14 protein-coding genes are annotated in these 19,156 nt (G+C 55.9%); 8 read left to right on the top strand and 6 right to left on the bottom strand.

Translation table 11 applies throughout. The features are described 5' to 3' along the window. The first annotated feature begins 3 nt into the window (after positions 1–3). Genes DDZ13_RS11970 through DDZ13_RS11935 form a run of 8 tightly spaced genes read left to right on the top strand, consistent with a single transcriptional unit; the run spans position 4 to position 9,221 of the window. Positions 4–1,728 (top strand): NADH-quinone oxidoreductase subunit G, encoded by a 1,725-nt coding sequence (locus tag DDZ13_RS11970; RefSeq protein ID WP_110131694.1) that lies wholly within the window; start codon positions 4–6, stop codon positions 1,726–1,728. A 12-nt stretch (positions 1,729–1,740) separates the two neighbouring features. Beyond that, complete coding sequence (locus tag DDZ13_RS11965) at positions 1,741–2,853, top strand: complex I subunit 1/NuoH family protein (protein ID WP_110131693.1); 1,113 nt, start codon at positions 1,741–1,743, stop codon at positions 2,851–2,853. Between the two features lie 3 nt (positions 2,854–2,856). Beyond that, positions 2,857–3,408 carry a NuoI/complex I 23 kDa subunit family protein gene (locus tag DDZ13_RS11960; protein WP_110131692.1) on the top strand — a complete coding sequence of 184 codons (552 nt, stop codon included), beginning with the start codon at positions 2,857–2,859 and terminating at the stop codon, positions 3,406–3,408. A gap of 5 nt (positions 3,409–3,413) precedes the next feature. After that, a complete protein-coding gene (locus DDZ13_RS11955) occupies positions 3,414–3,956 on the top strand; it encodes an NADH-quinone oxidoreductase subunit J family protein (protein WP_199221116.1) in 543 nt (180 codons plus the stop codon). Continuing rightward, positions 3,953–4,258, top strand: coding sequence for an NADH-quinone oxidoreductase subunit NuoK (gene nuoK / locus DDZ13_RS11950; protein WP_110131691.1), 306 nt, complete (start codon positions 3,953–3,955; stop codon positions 4,256–4,258). The genes DDZ13_RS11955 and nuoK overlap by 4 nt, the downstream gene beginning before the upstream one ends. Further along, a complete protein-coding gene (gene nuoL, locus DDZ13_RS11945) occupies positions 4,255–6,108 on the top strand; it encodes an NADH-quinone oxidoreductase subunit L (protein ID WP_110131690.1) in 1,854 nt (617 codons plus the stop codon). Before nuoK ends, nuoL begins: the two co-directional genes overlap by 4 nt. Before the next feature lie 15 nt (positions 6,109–6,123). Next, positions 6,124–7,704, top strand: coding sequence for a complex I subunit 4 family protein (locus DDZ13_RS11940; protein WP_110131689.1), 1,581 nt, complete (start codon positions 6,124–6,126; stop codon positions 7,702–7,704). Then, positions 7,704–9,221 carry an NADH-quinone oxidoreductase subunit N gene (locus tag DDZ13_RS11935; RefSeq protein ID WP_110131688.1) on the top strand — a complete coding sequence of 506 codons (1,518 nt, stop codon included), beginning with the start codon at positions 7,704–7,706 and terminating at the stop codon, positions 9,219–9,221. The genes DDZ13_RS11940 and DDZ13_RS11935 overlap by 1 nt, the downstream gene beginning before the upstream one ends. Before the next feature lie 26 nt (positions 9,222–9,247). Here the strand turns inward: DDZ13_RS11935 and DDZ13_RS11930 are convergent, their stop codons facing one another. From DDZ13_RS11930 to DDZ13_RS11905, 6 genes are all read right to left on the bottom strand, one after another. Next, on the bottom strand, positions 9,248–9,670 hold the full coding sequence (locus DDZ13_RS11930; protein ID WP_110131687.1) for a response regulator: 423 nt from the start codon (positions 9,668–9,670) through the stop codon (positions 9,248–9,250). A gap of 112 nt (positions 9,671–9,782) precedes the next feature. Next, on the bottom strand, positions 9,783–10,088 hold the full coding sequence (locus DDZ13_RS11925; protein WP_110131686.1) for a molecular chaperone DnaJ: 306 nt from the start codon (positions 10,086–10,088) through the stop codon (positions 9,783–9,785). Then, the gene (locus DDZ13_RS11920) at positions 10,089–10,814 is read right to left on the bottom strand and encodes a PP2C family protein-serine/threonine phosphatase (protein ID WP_110131685.1); all 726 of its coding nucleotides are present in this window, start codon (positions 10,812–10,814) and stop codon (positions 10,089–10,091) included. 212 nt (positions 10,815–11,026) lie between these two features. Further along, the gene (locus DDZ13_RS15355; protein WP_146209358.1) at positions 11,027–11,323 is read right to left on the bottom strand and encodes a hypothetical protein; all 297 of its coding nucleotides are present in this window, start codon (positions 11,321–11,323) and stop codon (positions 11,027–11,029) included. A gap of 138 nt (positions 11,324–11,461) precedes the next feature. Further along, a complete protein-coding gene (locus DDZ13_RS11910) occupies positions 11,462–16,798 on the bottom strand; it encodes an Ig-like domain-containing protein (protein ID WP_158279909.1) in 5,337 nt (1,778 codons plus the stop codon). A 268-nt stretch (positions 16,799–17,066) separates the two neighbouring features. After that, positions 17,067–19,133, bottom strand: coding sequence for an ATP-dependent DNA helicase (locus tag DDZ13_RS11905; RefSeq protein WP_110131682.1), 2,067 nt, complete (start codon positions 19,131–19,133; stop codon positions 17,067–17,069). Positions 19,134–19,156: the final 23 nt, after the last annotated feature.

Below are 19,156 nucleotides of genomic sequence, written 5' to 3'. Positions count from 1 at the left end.
ACGATGAGCCAGAACGGAACAGTCGAGAACGTGACGATCAACATCGATGGTCAGGACGTAAGCGTCCCTCAAGGCACGAATATCATCGAGGCGGTTAAGATGGTGGGTAAGGGCAAAGAAGTCCCGCACTACTGCTATCACCCGAAGCTTTCTGTGGCCGGTAACTGCCGGATGTGCCTTGTCGAAATGGGCATGCCGATGAAGGATCGTGCCACCGGCGAGGCGATTCTCGACGAGGACGGGAACCAGAAGATCGGCTGGATGCCCAAGCCGACAATCGGCTGTGCCACCAACGCCGCGCCGGGGATGCACATCAAGACCAACTCGCCCATGGTCAAAGAGTCGCGCAACGGGGTGACGGAATTTCTTTTAATCAATCACCCGCTGGACTGCCCGATTTGCGATCAGGCGGGGGAGTGCCGCCTGCAGGAATTTTCCGCGGAACACGGTCGTGGCTACAGCCGTTTTATCGAGGATAAAAACGTCAAACCCAAGCGCACCCGCCTCGGGCCGAGAGTAACGCTCGACGACGAGCGCTGTATCCTTTGCTCCCGCTGCGTGCGTTTTAGCAAGGAAATTGTTGATGATGACGTGCTCGGCTTTGTCGACCGCGGCACCTATTCCACGTTGACCTGCTATCCCGGTAAGGAGCTGGAGAACAACTATTCCTTGAACACGGTCGATATTTGTCCGGTCGGTGCGCTGACAAGTACGGACTTCCGCTTCAAAATGCGGGTCTGGTTCCTCAAACGTACGAACAGCATCTGTACCGAAAGCAGCGTCGGGGCAAACACCGAGATTTGGAGCCGTGAGGGCAAAATCTATCGCATCACACCGCGTCGTAATGACGCGGTGAATGATACCTGGATGACGGATTCCGGGCGTGCGCTTTATAAAGCCGTCGAGTCCGAAGACCGCTTGACGCACTACACCATCGGCGGCGTGCACAAGACCCCGGAGGATGTGGCCTCGGCGGCCGTCGACCTACTCAAGGGCGGCGATGTAGCTATGGTGGCTTCCGCGCACAGCTCGGTCGAAGAACAATTTTACTACAAGGCGATCGCCGAGCGCAGCAGAGCTAAAGTCTCGCTTGTCAGCCACTACGGCGAGGGTGACGGGCTGCTACAGTCTGAGGACCGCACGCCGAACCTCCGTGGTGCCCTGTTGACCGGCTTGATTGATCAACTGCCGGAAGCCGAACTGAGCCCACTGGCACGGGGCATTAATTCCGGTGCGGTTAAGACGCTTCTGGTTGTGAATGAGGATGTGACTGCCCTCGGTATTTCGCCTGACCTGCTAAGCAAGGTCAAAGTGATTTACGTCGGCACGCACACCAACGATACCGCCAAAGATGCCGATATTGTCATCCCCTCGTTGATGGTTTTTGAAAAGGACGGAACGTTTATCAACCAGACCTTCCGTTTGCAGAAATTCAAGACCGCAGTCCCGGGGCCGTCAGGCATCCGGCCCGATTTTATGGTGCTGGAGAAAATTGCCGCACCGCTTGCGGATGAGAAGCCTGCCGCAGTGACCCTGGATGAGGTTTGGCAGCGGATCGCCGCCAAACTCGAATCCATTCAAGATTCGCTGACCTGGCGCGGTATTCCCGATGAGGGGATCGCACTTGAGCCCGGTGCGCTCGTCGAACTGCCATTTGCCGAGACCAAGAATCTGAAATACGATCCTGTCGCGTTTAAGGAGGCGCAATCGGCACCGGCGGGTGCCTAAATCTTGGTCGTCATGGATTTTATCACCGCATCGCTCCCTATCGTCCTGCCGATCGCCTATGCGCTCGTTATGATTTCCGTCTTTATGACGCTCTGCGGCTACTCCGTTCTGGCCGAACGGAAAGTTTCCAGCTGGATTCAGGGGCGTGTCGGGCCAAACCGCGCACGTGTGGCGTTTCTCGGACACATTCCGATCATCGGAAACCTGATGACGAGTCTCGGCCTCTTCCAGCCTGCAGCCGATGGCCTGAAGTTCCTTTTCAAAGAAGAGATTACTCCCGGCCATGTGAAGGTCGGTTACTATTATCTCGCCCCGATCATCGCATTGGCGCCAGCACTGACGACCATGGTGGTGCTGCCCTTCGGTCGTTATGTGGATGCCGATGGGATCACCCAGCCACTCGTGCTGGCCAATATTGATCTCGGTATGCTCTTCATTCTGGCGATCTCCTCGCTGGGGGTATACGGCATTGTGCTCGCGGGGTGGGCTTCCAATTCCAAGTATCCCTTCCTCGGCGGAATTCGAGCGTCCGCGCAAATGATTTCCTACGAACTGGCCATGGGGCTTTCCTTGCTGCCGGTGTTCATGTGGGCCGCAGCACCGGGCTCGGATTACGGCATGAGCCTCTTCGGCGTGGTTCAGGCCCAGCAAAGCGCCTGGTTGGTTATTATACAGCCACTCTCCGCGCTCATTTTCCTGGTTGCGCTCTTCGCCGAGACCAACCGTCTGCCCTTTGATATGGCTGAGTCCGAGACGGATCTCGTGGGCGGCTTCCATACGGAATACGGCTGCTTTAAGTTTGGCATCTTCTTCGTGGCGGAATACGCCCACATCATTATGGGCTCGGCCGTCTTCGTGCTCCTCTTCCTGGGCGGCTGGAACTTCCTGCCCTGGTTTGCGGATCCCTGGTCCGATGGTCTGCTGGGAACGCTGCTGTCCGTGGGCTGGTTCATGGCCAAAGTCTTTTTCATGATTTTCTTCTTCATCTGGATTCGTTGGACGCTCCCGCGCTTCCGCTACGACCAGGTGATGTCTCTCGGATGGAAGATTCTGCTTCCACTGGCTGTTGGGAACCTCGTGCTCAACACCCTGATTATCGCACTCTACGACACCTTCACCCGCTAAGTTATGGCCAAGACGAAAGTAATGGAACGTAAGCCGCTGACTCTCGCGGAGAAGACCTTTATCCCGCAGATTCTGGGTGGCTTGAAAACAACCTTCAGCACCATGCTGCAAAAGCCTGTGACGCTGCAGTATCCGGACGAACGTCCGAATATCCCGGATAACTACCGGGGCGTGCCCACTTTGGTCAAGGACCCGAACGGCCGCGAAAAATGTGTCTCCTGTCAGCTCTGCGAATTCGTCTGTCCGCCCAAGGCGATTCGCATCACGCCCGGTGAAATCTCCGAAGAGGAAGAACCGGATCGCGCGCACGTGGAGAAGGCGCCCAAGGAGTTCGACATCAATATGCTCCGCTGCATCTACTGCGGTCTCTGTCAGGAGGTCTGCCCGGAAGAGGCCATCTTCCTGCAGGATATCTTTTCATCCTCGGGTTACACCCGCGAGGAAATGATTAACAATAAAGAAAAGCTCTACGAGCTTGGCGGCACCCTTCCGGACCAACACTACAAGTGGGACAAGAAGAAGGCAGCCGAGGAGAAGGGGAACCCGCACCACTAGTTCCGATGCTTGATATCCTGTTCTATGTTTTTGCAGCGATTACGCTGATCTCGGCACTCCTAATGGTGTTGAGTCCGAACGCCGTGAACGGTGCGATCTGTATGATCGTTTCCTTTGTCGGTACGGCCGCCCTGTTCGTGCTGTTGGAGGCTTACTTTCTGGCGATCCTCCAAGTGCTCGTGTACGCGGGTGCGGTCATGGTGCTTTTCCTTTTCATCATCATGTTGCTTGATGTGGACAAAGAGACCAATCACTACCTCAAGGACAAGATGACGCTCGCCGGCTCCATCATGGGCTTTGCCCTGCTGACGATCTTGATCTTTTCCACCTTTGTCGGTGACCAGCACCTGCCGGAAGCGGCGCTTCCCACTGTTGCCGAAAATCCAACAGGGGAGGGGCTTGGTATCCCGTTTACGACTTCCGCTAAATCCTTCGGCTACAGCCTGTTCACAAAATACATGCTGCCGTTCCAGGTGACCGGATTTCTATTACTCGCCGCGATGGTTGGCGTGATCGTGGTATCGAAAAAAGAGGAGGATGCCAAATGACCGTCGGACTCAATGCATTCATCCTGATTGCGTCGTTGCTTTTTGCCATCGGTATGCTGGGTGTGCTGTTGCGTAAAAATACGCTTGTCATTTACATGTCGCTGGAACTCATGCTCAACGCCGTCAATCTCGCGTTGGTCGCTTTCTCGCGCTACAACGGCACGATGGATGGCAACCTGTTCGTTTTCTTTATTATTACTGTGGCCGCCGCCGAAGTAGCGGTCGGTCTCGCGATCATTGTCGCCCTTTTCCGGAGGCGGCAAACGGTCATGGTCGATCAACTGAACGCCTTAAGCCGATGACTGCCACGCAATCACTTCTTGTCGTTCTTCTCGCACCGCTGGCCTCAGCCGCGGTCATCGCATTTTTCTGCCGTCGTTTCGGTAAGCTCGCCTCGTATATCTCGGTTGCGACTGCCGCTCTGATTTTTGCAGCGACCATTGCGGCGCTGCGCACGGCGGGTGGTGAGGCCGTGACCATGTCTTGGAACTGGTTGAGTTTCGGCGACTTTAATGTGGCGATGGGTTTCCTCTTCGATGGTGTCGCCGCGACCATGCTGACCATGGTGGCCTTTGTCGGTTTTCTCATCCATGTCTTCAGTCTCGGGTACATGTCCGAGGATAAAGCCCGTGCCCGGTTCTTCGGCGGCTTGTCTATCTTCATGTTCTCAATGCTCGGCATCGTGCTGGCGGACAACCTGATCATGATCTTTGTTTTCTGGGAGCTGGTCGGGTTCAGTTCCTACATGCTGATCGGGCACTACCTGGAAACGGAAGAAGCCAAGGCGGCATCCAAAAAGGCCTTTATCGTCAACCGGATCGGTGACCTCGGCTTTTTGGTCGGTATCGTTTACGCCTACTGGCACTTTGGCACCACCAACCTGAGTGAAATGCAGGGGATCGTGGCGGCCAACAGCGAGCTCATCAGTGCGGGGATCGCCATGCTGCTTGCCTGCGGCTTTATTGGTAAGTCGGCCCAGTTTCCGCTGCATGTCTGGTTGCCGGACGCGATGGCCGGTCCCACGCCGGTTTCGGCCCTGATCCACGCTGCCACCATGGTCGCTGCCGGGGTCTATTTCCTGATCCGGATCACCTTCCTCTTCCCGGTTGATGTCCTCAATATGATCGCCGTGCTCGGCACCGCCGTCGCGGTTTATGCCGGCTTCTGTGCCTACGGGCAGAATGACATCAAGAAGATCCTCGCTTACTCCACGCTGTCCCAACTCGGCTACATGGCCGCGGCCTTTGGTTTGGGCTATCCCGGCGTGGCGCTCTTCCATCTGATCACACACGCCTTCTTTAAAGCGCTCCTTTTCCTCGGTGCCGGTTCCGTAATTCACGGCTGCCATCATGAGCAGGATATTTTCAAGATGGGCGGCCTGCTGAAGAAGATGCCGATCACGGCCATCACTTTCTTTATCGGGGTGCTCGCACTTTGTGGCGTCTATGGGCTTTCCGGGTTTTACTCAAAGGACGGTATCCTAATTGCCGCCGGCCTGGGCAATACGCCTCTGTTTGTTCTTTTGACAGCGGGCGCCTTTTTGACAGCCGGTTATATGGGCCGTCTTTTCTGGGTCGCTTTCCTGGGTGAAGCCAAGTCCGAGTCCGCTTCGCACGCGCATGAGAGTCCGCTGACCATGGTCGTGCCCTTGATTATTCTGGCGGTGCTTTCGGTGGCCGGGGGATGGACCGGTTTCTGGCCGGAGCAACTGGGTGAATTGATTCGCGCCGATCTCGATCACCTGCACCACGCCGAAGGCTACAAGGCGATGCATAAGAATGTTCTTATCTTCGGTAGCGCGGCCTGGCTCGTTGGTCTGCTGGCTTCCTTTTTCTTCTATGGCAAAGGTGCCAGGGAAGACAAACTCGATAAGGTCGCTCCTCCGGTATACGGCTTCCTCAAGGAACGCCTATGGTTCGACGAAATCTACAATTTCTATGTGGCCAAGATCCAGCAGCGGTTGGCGGATTTGCTCGGCTTCCTCGACGTCTTTCTGATCAAGGGAGTCGTTGTTCGCGGCAGTGCCGGTCTGGTCGGGCTTGTGGGCATGTGCTCACGCGCGCTCCACGTTGGTAACATACACGGTTACGTTTATTGGTTCCTTGCGGGATTGATTCTCCTCTGGGCTGTAGCAGTCGGTTTAATTGGCTAAGGCGGCAATATCAGCATGAACGATACGAACTCATATTTTCTACTAGCTGCGATTCTCGCGCCGATTTTGGCAGGTGTGATTTTGCTTTTCGGTGCCCGCTTTGATGCAACCACCCGGCGTGCGGTCGCGGCCTTTGGCTTCGGCTGGCCGCTGATCATTGGCCTCATGCTCTACTGTTTGTTCGAGCCGACGCTGGTGGGTGGATACAATTTCGAGCTGCGACTACCAACCGGGCTGGAAAGCATCGGAATTTATCTTCATCTCGGTCTGAACGGGATATCCATGCCACTCTTTATCCTGGCGGGCACGGTAGGCTTTGCCGCCGGGCTCTACGCGATGTATTCGAATGCCGAGCGTCCCCATATCTACCTTGCTTTGCTGCTCTTCATGCTGGGGGGGCTCATGGGGACTTTCGCCTCGGTCGACGTTTTCTTTTTCTACTTCTTCCACGAGTTCGCACTAATTCCCACCTTCATCATGATTGGTATCTGGGGTGGGGCCGGACGACGTGGGGCCGCGATCGAAATGACGATTTATCTGACCGTCGGAGCTTTGCTCTCGCTGCTCGGTCTGATTGCACTCTACGTCGAGAGCGGGGCGGACTCCTTCTCTCTGTTGGAGCTTCGTAACTACCTCACTTCGCAGCCGCTTGGAGACACGATCCAGAACAACATCTACGCCTTGCTCCTCTTTGGCTTCGGGATTCTGGTTTCGCTTTTTCCATTCCATAGTTGGGCTCCAAAAGGTTATGCGGTGGCCCCGACCGGAGCCGCCATGCTCCATGCCGGCGTGCTCAAGAAGTTCGGTCTCTATGGTCTGCTTCAGATCGCCGGACCACTACTGCCTGCTGGTGCGGCCCACTGGTTCCCCTGGATCGTCTGGCTCGCACTCGGCAATATCATCTTTATCGGTCTGGTGACTTTGGCTCAGAAAGACCTTAAGATGATGCTCGGTTACAGCTCGGTCATGCATATGGGTTATGCCTTTTTGGGGCTGGCCTGCTTCTCGGTGGCCGGTGCCGGCGGCGCGCTTCTCATGATGGTGGCACACGGATTTTCGGTGGCCCTGCTGTTCATGCTTTCCACCTGTATCTATCACCGCAGCCAAACTTTTGACATGTCCTCAATGGGCGGTCTCGCAACCAAGGCACCGGTATTGGCAGGATTCTTTGTTGCCGGTAGTATGGCGAGTATCGGCCTGCCGGGCTTCGGTAACTTCTGGGGGGAGTTCACGATTTTTGCCGCACTGGCAGAGTCCGACTTGACCCGCTGGATCGTGGCACCGGCGGCAATCGGGATCATCATATCGGCGATTTACGGACTGCGTGCCGTCGCAAATATTTTCTTCGGCCAGCCGAGCGATAGGTTCGCCGAGCGGCTCGGCAATGATTCGATTGAAGACCTCAAGGGGTACGAAAAATTGCCGGCTTCCATACTAATTGCCGGTCTCGTGCTGACGGGGATTTTTCCACGCTTCTTCTCAGACGACGCCGACCGCGAGCTAACGACGCTCTATTCGCAGGAGGAAAGCCACTTGCCTGTTCACGCACAAGCTGAACAGCCCAAGGTAACGATTCACGAGGAGGAATCCCGATAATGAACGAGCTTCTTGTAGAATTTCTCCGCGGCTATACCGCGAGCAACGAATGGACTGCAGTTATGCCTGAGATCCTGCTGGGGGTTTTGGCATTGGGTCTGTTGGTCGCGGAAATGTTCCTGCCCAGGGAGCGCCGCAGCTTGATTCCCCGTATTGCGATCTGGGGGCAGGTCCTGGTCGGCGTTTACGCCTTTACCTGTATCAGCGGCTGCCACCTCTACCGGGGCACGTATTTCAGTGGTATGATCCAGCATACCGACGTCACCCAGATCATGCGGGCTTTCTTTTTGTTGAGCTCGATCCTGGTCTGCTACCTTGGACAGATCTATCTTTCCAAGCAGTCGCTCGCCAAGACGGAGTTCTACCATCTGGTTATTCTGATTGCGGCAGCCATGATGCTGCTGGTTCAGAGTGCCAACTTCGTCATGCTCTTTGTCGCGCTGGAGACGGTGACCGTCGCATTTTACGTGTTGGTGGCCTACTGCCGGAACAGCGCTTTCTCACTGGAAGCGGGGTTGAAGTACCTCATCCTCGGCGCTCTCAGCTCGGCTATCCTGCTTTTCGGTATCGTGCTTCTTTACGGAGTGGCCGGAAACCCTGATCTGCCCGGCTACAGCAGGGATTCCCTGAGCTACGAGCAGCTTCAGGCCTTCATCGGACTCAACCAACTGAATGGTGGTAATTTGATCGTCAACATTGGCGCGCTGCTCGTGATTGCCGGGGTCTGTTTCAAGATTGGTGCCGTGCCTTTTCAAATCTGGGTCCCGGATGTGTATCAAGGTGCGCCAACCCCGGTCACGGCCTATCTGGCTATCGCATCGAAAGCGGCCGGATTCATGGTATTAATTACCTTGGTGTTGGGGCCGTTTGCCGCGCTGAATGAACTACTGGTGCCCGTGCTGTCTTACATCGCAGCTGCAACGATCCTTTTCGGCAATATCGCCGCCGTCACCCAGCGCAATGTGAAGCGTTTGATGGGTCTTTCCGGTATTGCCCACGCAGGCTATCTATTGCTCGGCGTTGTCGCAGCCATGCGAGGCGTAGAATGGGCGGTCTACGCCGTCATCTTCTATCTCGTCACGTACTTGTTGGCCTCTTTTGCCGTGTTTGGGGTCATGTCCCTCAATGCTGGCTCCGAGGATGCGGATCAGGAGCTCGACCACTACGTGAACTACTCGCGTAAGCGACCTTTCCTCAGTGGCGTGCTTGCTGTCGGACTCGGTTCTTTGGCCGGTATCCCGCCACTCGGCGGTTTCATCGGTAAACTCTTTCTCTTCGTCGCCGCGTATCAAGCAGGGCTTTACGGCCTCTTGGGAATTTCAATTCTGGGTGTCGCGATCTCGATCTACTACTACTTCGGCTGGATCCGGGAATGCTATTTCAGTGCGCCGACAAGCGAGATGGTGGATGATACCCACGGCCAAACTCTGGCCGGGGACCGTTTCCTCTTTGGTTGTCTCGTGGTGGCTACAGTGGTGCTGGGTGTGCTGCCTGCAGCGCTACCGGTGATTCCCTAGACACGGAGGGTCTGCGATGCATTCGGCTAGCCCAGTAGTTGCATCAGCTTTTCCAAAAGTTGATCGCTGAAGACAGGCTTGCTCAGGGTGGCGCAGAGGCCGTCCTGTTCCATCTCGCGCTCAAGTTCCTGATCAGCCAGACAGGTCACGAACAGGACGGGAAGGTCGTTCAGCTCCGGTTCGCTCCGTATCGTTGTATAAAATTCCCAGCCGTCCATTTCCGGCATCATGATGTCGAGGAGTAGGATGTCCGGCCGGTCAGTTCGCAAATGAGTCAAGGCCGGACCGGGTTGATTGAACGAGTGGGTTTGAAGGCCGAACTTTGCGAGGTTGGCTTCAAGAATCGCGATGGGAGCGCTTTCATCGTCGAGGATACACACGCGCTTTCCTTTGAGCAATGTCTTGGGGTCTTTCGCACTGCTCGTGCTGGCATTGGTAGGAATGGTCATGGCGGGGCAGGGGCTGGGTTTTACAGGGGTAAGGGAAGGCTGCAGCGACGCAGCTCTCTCATATTATTCTCCTTTCGGCCCGCGATTTTGGCAATCAGATAATACAGCGGTATCAGAAGCCCGAGAGTAGCTCCTGAAGCTCGGCTGCAGGTTCCTCATGATGCTGGGCAACCGCCAGGTCCAAAGCTTGTTTGAGCACCGGTTCGGCCGTCTCCCGCTGGCCGGATTCGATGAGCGCCTTGCCCAGCAGGATACGGGGCAGCATCCAGTCCGTGCGGGAGTCAGCGCATTTCTGCAGGTGCTCGATGCAGGCTCGGGTCTCGCCTTCCTCGTAGAGGGCTTGTCCGAGGCTGAAGCGAAACAGCATATTATCCGGGTTCGCTTCGACTTTGGGCAGAAAAATTTCTGATTTCTTCATCTAGTCGCAGTCGCTCAAAATTAAGGTGATAATGGTGATGTTGTCCGGTCCTGATTGTGCGTTGGCTGTCTCGGTCAGTCGCCTGGTAATCTCCTCGGGGTCGAGATCGGCACCAAGCGTTTGGGCGATCTCTGTTTCAGCCACCACTTTGTTCAAGCCATCCGTACAAAGAAGAATCCGGTCGCCGGACTGGAGTTGCACACTGGTTTGATCCACCCGGAGCTCATTTTCCTGGCCGATGCAGCGTGTCAGGGTATGCGGGTACTCCGGCGGCATATGCTGACGGGCTTTTTCGCCGTGCTCATTAATCAATTCCTGTTCCAGTGTATGGTCTACGGTCAGCTTTTGCAGCTTGCCGTCCCTAAGCAAGTAGGCGGCCGAGTCCCCGACATGGCCGATTTGTAGCTGGTTATCGGTAATTTGGCAAAGCGTGAGCGTACTGCCGGAGCCGGTCATGGGATGGCTTTCCATCGATTCGCTGGCGACGATTTGATTGATGCCGATAATGAACTCCGCGAGATCGACAGACGCTTCCTGAACCCGGAGTCTCTCCGAGCTCGCCTGGAGTAGTTCGACAATTCGCCGGCTTGCTTCTGCGCCCCCGGGTAGACCGCCCAATCCGTCGGCCACCGCATATACCTGGTTCACCTCATCCATGAAATAGGCGTCCTGGTTTTCGTGGCGGATCTGACCTTGGTCGGTCAGCGCATGGGCGTGAATTTGCATACTATCAATTCAACCGCTCGACGGGGATACTCAATGAAAAAGCATCTTTTGGCACGTTGTTGCAGCGAAGCATTATTATTGAATCGCTGCGAGCCCAACGCGGCGACATGAGGGCATTTCTTCCTACCATAGGAGGCTGATGCCGATCTCGATTCGCTCCAAAATCTATTTTGGCTAATAGTTTTCAAGTTGGCGACATTTCGGTCGCTGGCTTAACCGTCACACCCGGTACGAACCTGGCCTTTGTCGTCTTTTGCTTTCGGTCTCTCTTCCCCGTGGGGCAAATGGTGGGCCCCGCTTTTGATCCCGTGGCCTTCCAGTTCTTCAAGGAAGACACGCTCGACGGTTTCCATTTTTGGTTTGCAGCGCTCCTTGCGAACGAGGAAGACGGTGCGACCATGGTTGATTTTGACGAGGTGCTGTACGGTTTCCCGGATCGAAGGTGGTCTCCACTTGTTCAGGGGCGGAGAGAAGATTGAAGGAGGCGGAGGTATCGATAAAGCGGACATTTCCGGAAAGGCCAAGCACTCATCTTTGTCTGTAAAGTAATGTATTCGTCAGTGAGTCACATCTCCAAAAAAGGGAGAACCCGTAGAGGTTCTCCCTTTTGTAAATTCCGAGCTTTCGGTGGCAGGACAAGGTTCTATTTACGGATCCTGGCTGACATCAACAGTGACGAAGATTTGCTTCGTTTGCGTTCCCGTAATGTTGGCGGTCACGTTGACGACACCACCGGCAGGCGTTCCTTGATCAAATGTGACGGTCGTTCCGCTGTCATCTTCGACTCCGTCACTTAGGAATGCGTTACGGAGATCCGATGTCCACATGTAAGTCGCCGTCAAATCGTTGGCCGGGCTGTTGTTCATCGGATGCTGGAACTCGAAGGAGGCCTCGCTGCCGCTATTGAATTGCGCCGCGGACAGGCCGGCACTGTAGGTGCTCGGATCGGTGCCGAAATAGTTCTCGGCCGCATTGGAAAGCCCGTCTCCATCCGCATCCTGATCCGGACCATTTTGGTTGCCGACATTGTAGCCCGAAATCCACTCGGAGAAGTCGGGTGCGACCGTGCGGAAGCTCCAGGTGCTGTCATCACTGATCCCGGCAAAGGCGTTCCCGGAAGTATCCTCGATGGCGGTGCCTGCGATTTGGACGGCGTAGTCTTTCCCTTTCAAAAGGTTACTCGTCGGATTGATGGTGACGGTGGGCCCGGAGATCGAGATTTGGGTGCCGTCGATAATGTCGATCGTGCTTGCTGTGGAATCGGTCAGGTTCTTGAGCGTGATCAGGCCACTCGCTACCGCAACATCTTCATCGAAGGTTACGACAAGGTTGGCCCCGATGGGGACATTTGTTGCTCCGTCGGTTGGGCTCAGGGTCGAGGTCGTCGGTGGCGTGGTATCGCTATCGTTCGTTGTAATGGTGATCTCCACATTATCGATAATGGCATCATCCGTGTGTTTGAAGCGCAGGGCGATATCTTTGCCGAGTAAAGAAGTGTCCCAGGCCGTGGTTCCATCTCCTGTGCCAACGTCTCCATTATTATCATGGACAGGATCACCCACGGTGTAGCTGAAGCTGAAGTTGGCGTAGCTGGCTCCGGCTGTGTCGGTATATCTCTTTAGCGAACCGAAGGTTCCGTTCATGGCACTCTGAACTTGGTCGCGACGAGTGCTTTCATCCCCATCAAAAACAACGAGATAAGCATCGATGTCCGATCCGCCATTTTCTCCGTCGATGACGGCGTCAAAGGTCACGGTGATGGTTTGGCCCGTGGCGAGGGTTCCAATCTGTTGATAGGCGGTGGTGACCCCGGTGTTGGAGCTGTAACGTCCGGCCCAGGCTTGCTCGCCGGTTGGGTCGGTAAAGAACGCAGGCTCATTTTCAGCCTCATTCACAATACCGCTCCGGTCGCCGCCGTAGCCTTCACTGGACCGAACCCATTTCGTGCTATTTATTTGTTTGCTGGTATTGGCCGTGTTGTAGCCAGGAGCAACCGCGGGGGTTTCAAAATCATCAGAGAAAACCAAGCCGTCGGGGGGCGGATCCTCCGTGGTGAAATTCCATGTCGTGTCATCCGATATGCCTGCAAAGCTGTTATCGACCAGATCATCGATCACAGTCGCCGCAATCTGGATGGCGTAATCCTTACTTTGAAGTAGATTGGAAGTCGGATTGATTGTCAGTACGCTGCCGTTCAACGAAATCTGGGAGCCGTCCGCTACATCAATCGTGGATTGAGATCCATCGGTGAGGTTTTTGATGGTTATCAGCCCAGTGCCGATGGTGACTTCTTCGTCGAAGGTGATCACTAAATCGGAGTCAATCGGAATGCCGTTGGATCCATCTGACGGATCGAACGTATTAACAGTCGGCGCGGTCTCATCCGGTGCATCCGTCGTGGCCGAAGCGGCCTCGGAATTTGCGGTGGTATTTTGCGCGGGGCTTTTGTCCTGCGCGCGGACCCTGAAGGTGTACTCTGTGCCCGGAGTCAGGCCGGTGGCGACGTAGGTCGTATCATCCTGCCAGCCACTGCTGAATTCCGCTTCGTTGGTACATTCGAAGTAGTACTGTACCTGGCTGTCGTCCATGGCCGTCGTGGCGGTCATGGTGATGGAATTTTCGCCCAGCGCAGTTGGCTGGGAGGCGAAGCTCATCGGATCCGGGTCCGGCGGGGTCGTGTCCGGCGAGTCGGTGGTCGCCGATTCGGAACCGGAGGCAGCGGTCTCGTTCCCCTGGCTGTCGCGGGCTTTCACAGTGAAGGTGTACTGCGTGCTGTCGCTCAAGTTCGTGGGTGTGTAGGTCGCGCTCGTCTGCCATGAACTGCTCTGCCCAGCATCGTTGGTACACTCGAAGAAATACTCGACGGGTCCGTTGATATCCAAGGCGGTGGTTGCCGTCATGGTGATCGAGTTTTCTCCCAGGGTTGTGGGAAGTGTTTCGAAGCTCATCGGATCCGGATTCGGTGCAGCTTCGTCGATTTGGGCGGTGACTGCGACTGCGTCTGACCATTCACTCTCTAATCCGTTGCTAGTATCACGTGACTTGACCCGGTAGCTGTAGGTCAGTCCGCTAGTAAGGCCATAATCCGTATAACTCGTGCTGCTTTGCCAACCGCTGTCATTTCCCTCTGAGTTTCCGGAAGTTTCCTCAAAATAATACTCCACTTCGCCACTCAGTGTGGTCGCTTCGGCTGCGGTTGCCACCATGCCCACTGTGTTCGCATCGACCGCTGATGGCTCAATCTGAAAGGTCATCGGATTCGGGAAGGGTGGCGTATCGGTCTCGAGCAAATTAACCATTGCCCGACCCATCGCGTCGCCGACCAGCGTATAGGTCTCGGCATTGTTGTTGTAGTGGAAGCCCTGCGAGCCGGGAGACTCGTCGAGCCCGCGCCAGTAGGGTGTGGTGTCCACCGATGCAACGGTGCCGCTATACTCAGGATGCTGGTTTGGGTCACCGACGGCCATTTGGGCATTCCAGATGAGGTCGCCACTGCTGCCGGGGGCCCAACCGCCGCCACCAAAGCCCACAGTCGCAACGACGAACGGTGCGTTAGGGGCATTGAATTCGGCGCGTAGGGCGTCGATTAAGTCGCTCATGTTCTCCTCATACTTGGTTGCGTAAACTTCGGGGTTACTCGAATCCGTCCCCTTCTCGCCACCGTCCTTGTGACCCTGCCACCAGACGAAACCGGCTATTTCATAGCCTCGGTTACCCCAGATATGTTGATATTGGTTCTCAAAGTCGGCCAGTACGTCGTAGGCATTTTCGATTTCGAAAACCTCCCAGTTTGCTTGCCAGTTCTCGCCCACACCCGGTTCGGTGCTTGGGTCGGAGATATGCACGTCTTCCAATGTGCTGACATACATCTCACCATTATGTTTGAGAATGTAGCCACCCTTGTATCCAAGAAGTTCGCCCGCTTTGTTTCTATCCTCGATCGTGTAATCGAAGTTATCCTCCCAGGATTCCAGGCGTCCCATATCCGCTTCGTTTCGGAAGCATTCGTCGTACTGCTTGCCCGCATACCAGGTCTTTTGGGGATCCGGTGTAGCAACGTCCCAACTCTGTGGGGATTCACCGTAGCCTGCATATGTGGTGCCATCAATCGTGTATTGGGTGCTCCCCGGTGGGAGGAAATCCCAACCCAGACTGCGGTTACCTTGTGAGGCTTTGAGCAGTAACACGGGTTCGTCGTGATACTCTCCCATGATGTGGCCGAAGCCCAACTCGACACCCACACGGTTATTTTCTTGAATCCCTTCGGTGAGCGGCCCATCGCCGATGGAAGTTACGACACCCCGGTAGTAAACATCGTTTCGGACAGTATAGTTGTTGGAGGCGTCGACTAGGTTTGGAAAGCGGTGGGCAAACTTGGTGATATTGTCGAGCGAACCGGGCGCGTTAATTCCGTTCGTGTAGCCGATGCCCACCATATTGGACTGGCCGGCCATGATGTAGACCTTGACCGGCCCGTCGGAGATGGCATCGGAGGTGGCGTCCGGATCTGAGAGCGGATAGTTGAATATGGGGCGATCCGTGCTGTCGAAAGGGTTGGTGAAGCTGGCATTGACTTCGTAGTAGTCGCCGACCGAGTCGCCGTCGGTATCTGCAACATGTGGGTCAGTGCCGGTGTTGAAGCGGTCGACTAGGACTCCTGTGTTGGTCTCGCGGCCATCAATGATGCCGTCTTCGTCCGTGTCCGGTTTGGTCGGGTCGGTGCCGGTGTCCGAGGAGCTGCCCCAAGTCCCGCTATTGCTCTCCACTCCGTCACTTAGACCGTCATCGTCGGTATCGGCTTCGAGCGGATTTGTGGGCGGTCGATTACCAGCGGTTCCGTTGATTTCATCGCCATCAGTCAAGTTATCACCATCGGTATCCGCAACATTGGGATCAGTGTTGTACTGATACTCCTGCCAGTTGTCCAAGCCGTCACTATCCAGGTCATCTCCAGTATTTAGACCAGTGCCTGTGCCGGAATGTTCACTTTCATAGTCATCCGGAAAGCCGTCGCCGTCCGTGTCGGCGATGGTGAAGGAATATAATTTGCTGGAGACTGGCGTGCCTTCGGGGTCGCCATCCGGATATGAATCGATGCGCCAATAGTAAGTGCCGGCAGCGGGGGCGTTGACCACGGTGGAAGTACTGATTTCGCCGTCAACTTCCAGGGTCAGCGATCCCGGGTCGTCCGGGACGCTGCTGAACAGGATGTCGACGTAAGTCTCGGTGGCCGGAGCCTCAGGTGGGTTATTTGTCCAACTGAGCGTAACGTTCCCGCCGGCGTCGAGGTCCTCACCGTCAGCGGGACTGGGATCGTAATCGTGACCGACGATCAGGCGAATATTGTCATAGAGTACTTCACCGGTCGCTTTGACGAGTCGCAGGCCAATTTCCTTACTCAGTGAAGGGTGTTCGCCGTCGGGGGTGAATGTGATCGAAACTTCCTTCGACATATCGGTTGACGTTACAGTTCCGCTTGCGGTCGCGAGGACAGTGCCGACACCATTACCACTGTTGACCTTTTCACGTTCGGTATCGTCGTGTTCAGCGTCGAAGGCAACCAGTTCGAGTCGGTAAGTGTAATTGCCTGAAGTATCTCCCTCCACAACCGCTGCATTGAAAGTCACCGTGTAGCTTGTGTCTGCAGTAAGCACCTCGGAAATTGCACCTTGAGCCGTAGTCAGAGCCGAGTTTGTGTAATTCAAATAATAAGCTTGATCGCCGTAAGGTGTGGTGAAGGGCGGTGTGTTGGGCCATTCGACAGACTCGTTGTAGAGCCCGCGATTCGTGGAGCCGTGTCCATCGGTTGCGCCGACCCAGTTCCCGTTCCCAGGGACGGTTTTGTCGTCAAAGCCGTCGACCACCGGACTTTCGAAGCTTTCAGAGAATACGACTTCGGCGCTCAATGTAGATTGTGAGGCAAGCGCGAGGATCAAGCCGAGCTTGCAGGGGGTAAGAGCGCGTAGGCGCAGTTTATTTTTCATAGAAAACAGCATTAGATGTAATTACTGTGGAAGTTTGTACTATTAGAACTCTTTACAATACCTGTTTCATCGCATTTAGCTAGTAGCAATTATTTCAGGAGTTGTCCGAAAGTGTGCAGGTTTGTTTGGTTCGGTTTCAAATGTGCTGGACGGTTCGCACATTTTTTTTCGAGGTAGAAAAGTAAGCGTGAAGACCGGTTCTCTGGCGCAATGGCACCAGCTTTGAATGGAACGGATCCCGGGCGTTTGTGAGAAGGCGCTTTGCCCTCTAGCCGGACAACACTTCACTGCGATTGCCCCGGTCAAATCGCCGGTAGTTTTTGACCGGTAAAGCATCGAGAAAGCGGGGGCCGTAAGTCTTTTTTAAAATTCGCGAATCGAGAATCACGATGCGGCCTTTGTCTTCATGACGGCGGATGAGCCGACCGATCCCCTGGCGGAATTTGACCAAGGCGTCCGGCACCGTCATTTCGGCGAAGGGGTTGCCGCCCTGGGCGCGGATGTGTTCGCTGCGCGCCTCGCTGACGGGATGGCCGGGGTTTTCGAAGGGGAGCCGGGCGATAATGACCTGGGAAAGTGCGGGGCCGGGCACGTCGACTCCGGTCCAGAAGCTGTCGGTGCCGAAGAGGACACCGTTGCCGGCCTCCGCGAAGCGCCGGGTCAGCTCCGTACGGGCCTGCCCGGTCCCCTGGGCAAAGAGCGGCCTTTTGATTTTCCTCAGGAAACCCTCGCAGCGCTCGGAGACCTTGCGCAGGTCAAAGTAACTGGTAAAGAGCACAAGGCTGCCGCCGGGTTCGTCGCGCACGCACCAGCTGATCATATTGGCCAGGTAGTCGAGGTCGAGCCGACCCTGGCCGGGGTCCGGTTGCGGGGCGTCGGTCGAAATATAAATCTGGCAGTTGGCCTCGTAGTCGAAGGGGGAAGTCACCATTTTGGCGTCGGCGGCCTGGGCACCGGTCTTTTCCTGAAAGGCGTCCAGCCTTCGACCGTCGGAGAGGGTGGCGCTGGTCATGACCGCGGCGGTACCCCGGCTGAAAATGGCCTCGCGCAGGTAGGGGGCCACATCGAGCGGGGCGCTCCGAAGCGTGACGATTTGTCCTTTCTTGCCGCTGCGCTCCAACCACTGCACGTGGTCCTTCTCCGCAAATTCGACAAAGCCGTTGATTCCGTCCCGATACCCGAGGATGCGCCGTCGATGGTCGCGGAGTTCGTCTTGCATGCGCTCGTCGTCGATCTTCTGAGTGATGGCGCCGAGACGTTCCGCCACTTCCTTCAGCGGACCGGAAAGCAGGTTCTCCGTGAAGCCGCCCTCGTGGATGCGCTGCACGGATTTTTTGCTGAGAAAGCTGTCGCCCAGATAAGCGAAGAATTCCCCGGCGGCGGCGAGAGCATTATCGACCGCGTCGTGGTCCCACTTCTCACCCAGCTTGCGGAGGATGCCACGGTTGGTGCGCGGGTTGTAGATGCGTTTCAGTACACGGTCCATGGCATAGGAACTGATGTGCAGTCCGAAGTGGTCGGTCGCGATGGCGGGCACCCGATGAGCCTCGTCGAGCACGACAAAATCATCGGCCAGAAGGATTCCCCGCGCCTCGCCCTCCGGCCCCATGCCGGCGTTGATCAGGGAGAAGAGGAGGCTGTGATTGACGATGACGCAGTTGGCACTGAGCAGTTGCTTGCGGGCCCGCTGGTAGAAACAGACTCCCGAATCGCAATTCTTGCGGGAGCAAGTGGAGCTGTCCGCATTGATCGCATCCCAGACGTCGGGATGGGGGGAGGGGGCGAGTTCCTGAAGCAGGCCGCTTTTGCTGGTCGCCGACCAGGTGGCGATACGTGTGAGGTCGGCGCGCTCCTCCGCGGGAAACATTTCCGTCTGGGCTGACTTGGCTTCTTTCAGCGCGTTGCTCAGGCGTGTGGTGCAGCAGTAGTTGCCCTTGCCCAGCATCATTGCGGTGGTGAAGCTCGCGTAGCGCCGCAATTCGGGGACGGCCTCAAATAGTTGACGGCAAATTTTGAGATCTTTGTTCCGAATCTGCTCTTGAAGACTGATGGTATGGCTGGAAACGATGAAGGGGCGTTCACTGTTGACCGAGTGCATCAGGCCGGGAATCAGGTAGGCGAGGCTTTTTCCCACGCCGGTGCCGGCTTCAAAAAGCAGGGGATGATCCGTCTCCAGGGACCGGGCGACCGCCGTGGCCATCTGTGCCTGCTCGGGCCGGTGGTCGAGCCCGAGCTTGTCTTGCAGGTAGCCGCCTTTCTCAAAAATCGACTGAACGCAACGCTGCAAATAGCCGGTTTCCGGCGGTGTCCCCGCATGTTCAATCAGGCCAATCATGAGTCAAAATACTAGATGAACAT

Origin of the sequence: Coraliomargarita sinensis (genome assembly GCF_003185655.1) — a bacterium.
Lineage (GTDB): Bacteria > Verrucomicrobiota > Verrucomicrobiia > Opitutales > Coraliomargaritaceae > Coraliomargarita_B > Coraliomargarita_B sinensis.
The sequence above is the reverse complement of the archived record's forward strand: the minus strand, read 5'-3'. Positions and strand labels throughout refer to the sequence as shown.

Bases quoted from the DNA above. Each gene is read 5' to 3' on its own strand.
- DDZ13_RS11970 (WP_110131694.1), top strand. From the start codon at position 4: ATGAGCCAGAACGGAACAGTCGAGAACGTGACGATCAACATCGATGGT.
- DDZ13_RS11965 (WP_110131693.1), top strand. From the start codon at position 1,741: ATGGATTTTATCACCGCATCGCTCCCTATCGTCCTGCCGATCGCCTAT.
- DDZ13_RS11960 (WP_110131692.1), top strand. From the start codon at position 2,857: ATGGCCAAGACGAAAGTAATGGAACGTAAGCCGCTGACTCTCGCGGAG.
- DDZ13_RS11955 (WP_199221116.1), top strand. From the start codon at position 3,414: ATGCTTGATATCCTGTTCTATGTTTTTGCAGCGATTACGCTGATCTCG.
- nuoK (WP_110131691.1), top strand. From the start codon at position 3,953: ATGACCGTCGGACTCAATGCATTCATCCTGATTGCGTCGTTGCTTTTT.
- nuoL (WP_110131690.1), top strand. From the start codon at position 4,255: ATGACTGCCACGCAATCACTTCTTGTCGTTCTTCTCGCACCGCTGGCC.
- DDZ13_RS11940 (WP_110131689.1), top strand. From the start codon at position 6,124: ATGAACGATACGAACTCATATTTTCTACTAGCTGCGATTCTCGCGCCG.
- DDZ13_RS11935 (WP_110131688.1), top strand. From the start codon at position 7,704: ATGAACGAGCTTCTTGTAGAATTTCTCCGCGGCTATACCGCGAGCAAC.
- DDZ13_RS11930 (WP_110131687.1), bottom strand. From the start codon at position 9,670: ATGACCATTCCTACCAATGCCAGCACGAGCAGTGCGAAAGACCCCAAG.
- DDZ13_RS11925 (WP_110131686.1), bottom strand. From the start codon at position 10,088: ATGAAGAAATCAGAAATTTTTCTGCCCAAAGTCGAAGCGAACCCGGAT.
- DDZ13_RS11920 (WP_110131685.1), bottom strand. From the start codon at position 10,814: ATGCAAATTCACGCCCATGCGCTGACCGACCAAGGTCAGATCCGCCAC.
- DDZ13_RS15355 (WP_146209358.1), bottom strand. From the start codon at position 11,323: ATGTCCGCTTTATCGATACCTCCGCCTCCTTCAATCTTCTCTCCGCCC.
- DDZ13_RS11910 (WP_158279909.1), bottom strand. From the start codon at position 16,798: ATGAAAAATAAACTGCGCCTACGCGCTCTTACCCCCTGCAAGCTCGGC.
- DDZ13_RS11905 (WP_110131682.1), bottom strand. From the start codon at position 19,133: ATGATTGGCCTGATTGAACATGCGGGGACACCGCCGGAAACCGGCTAT.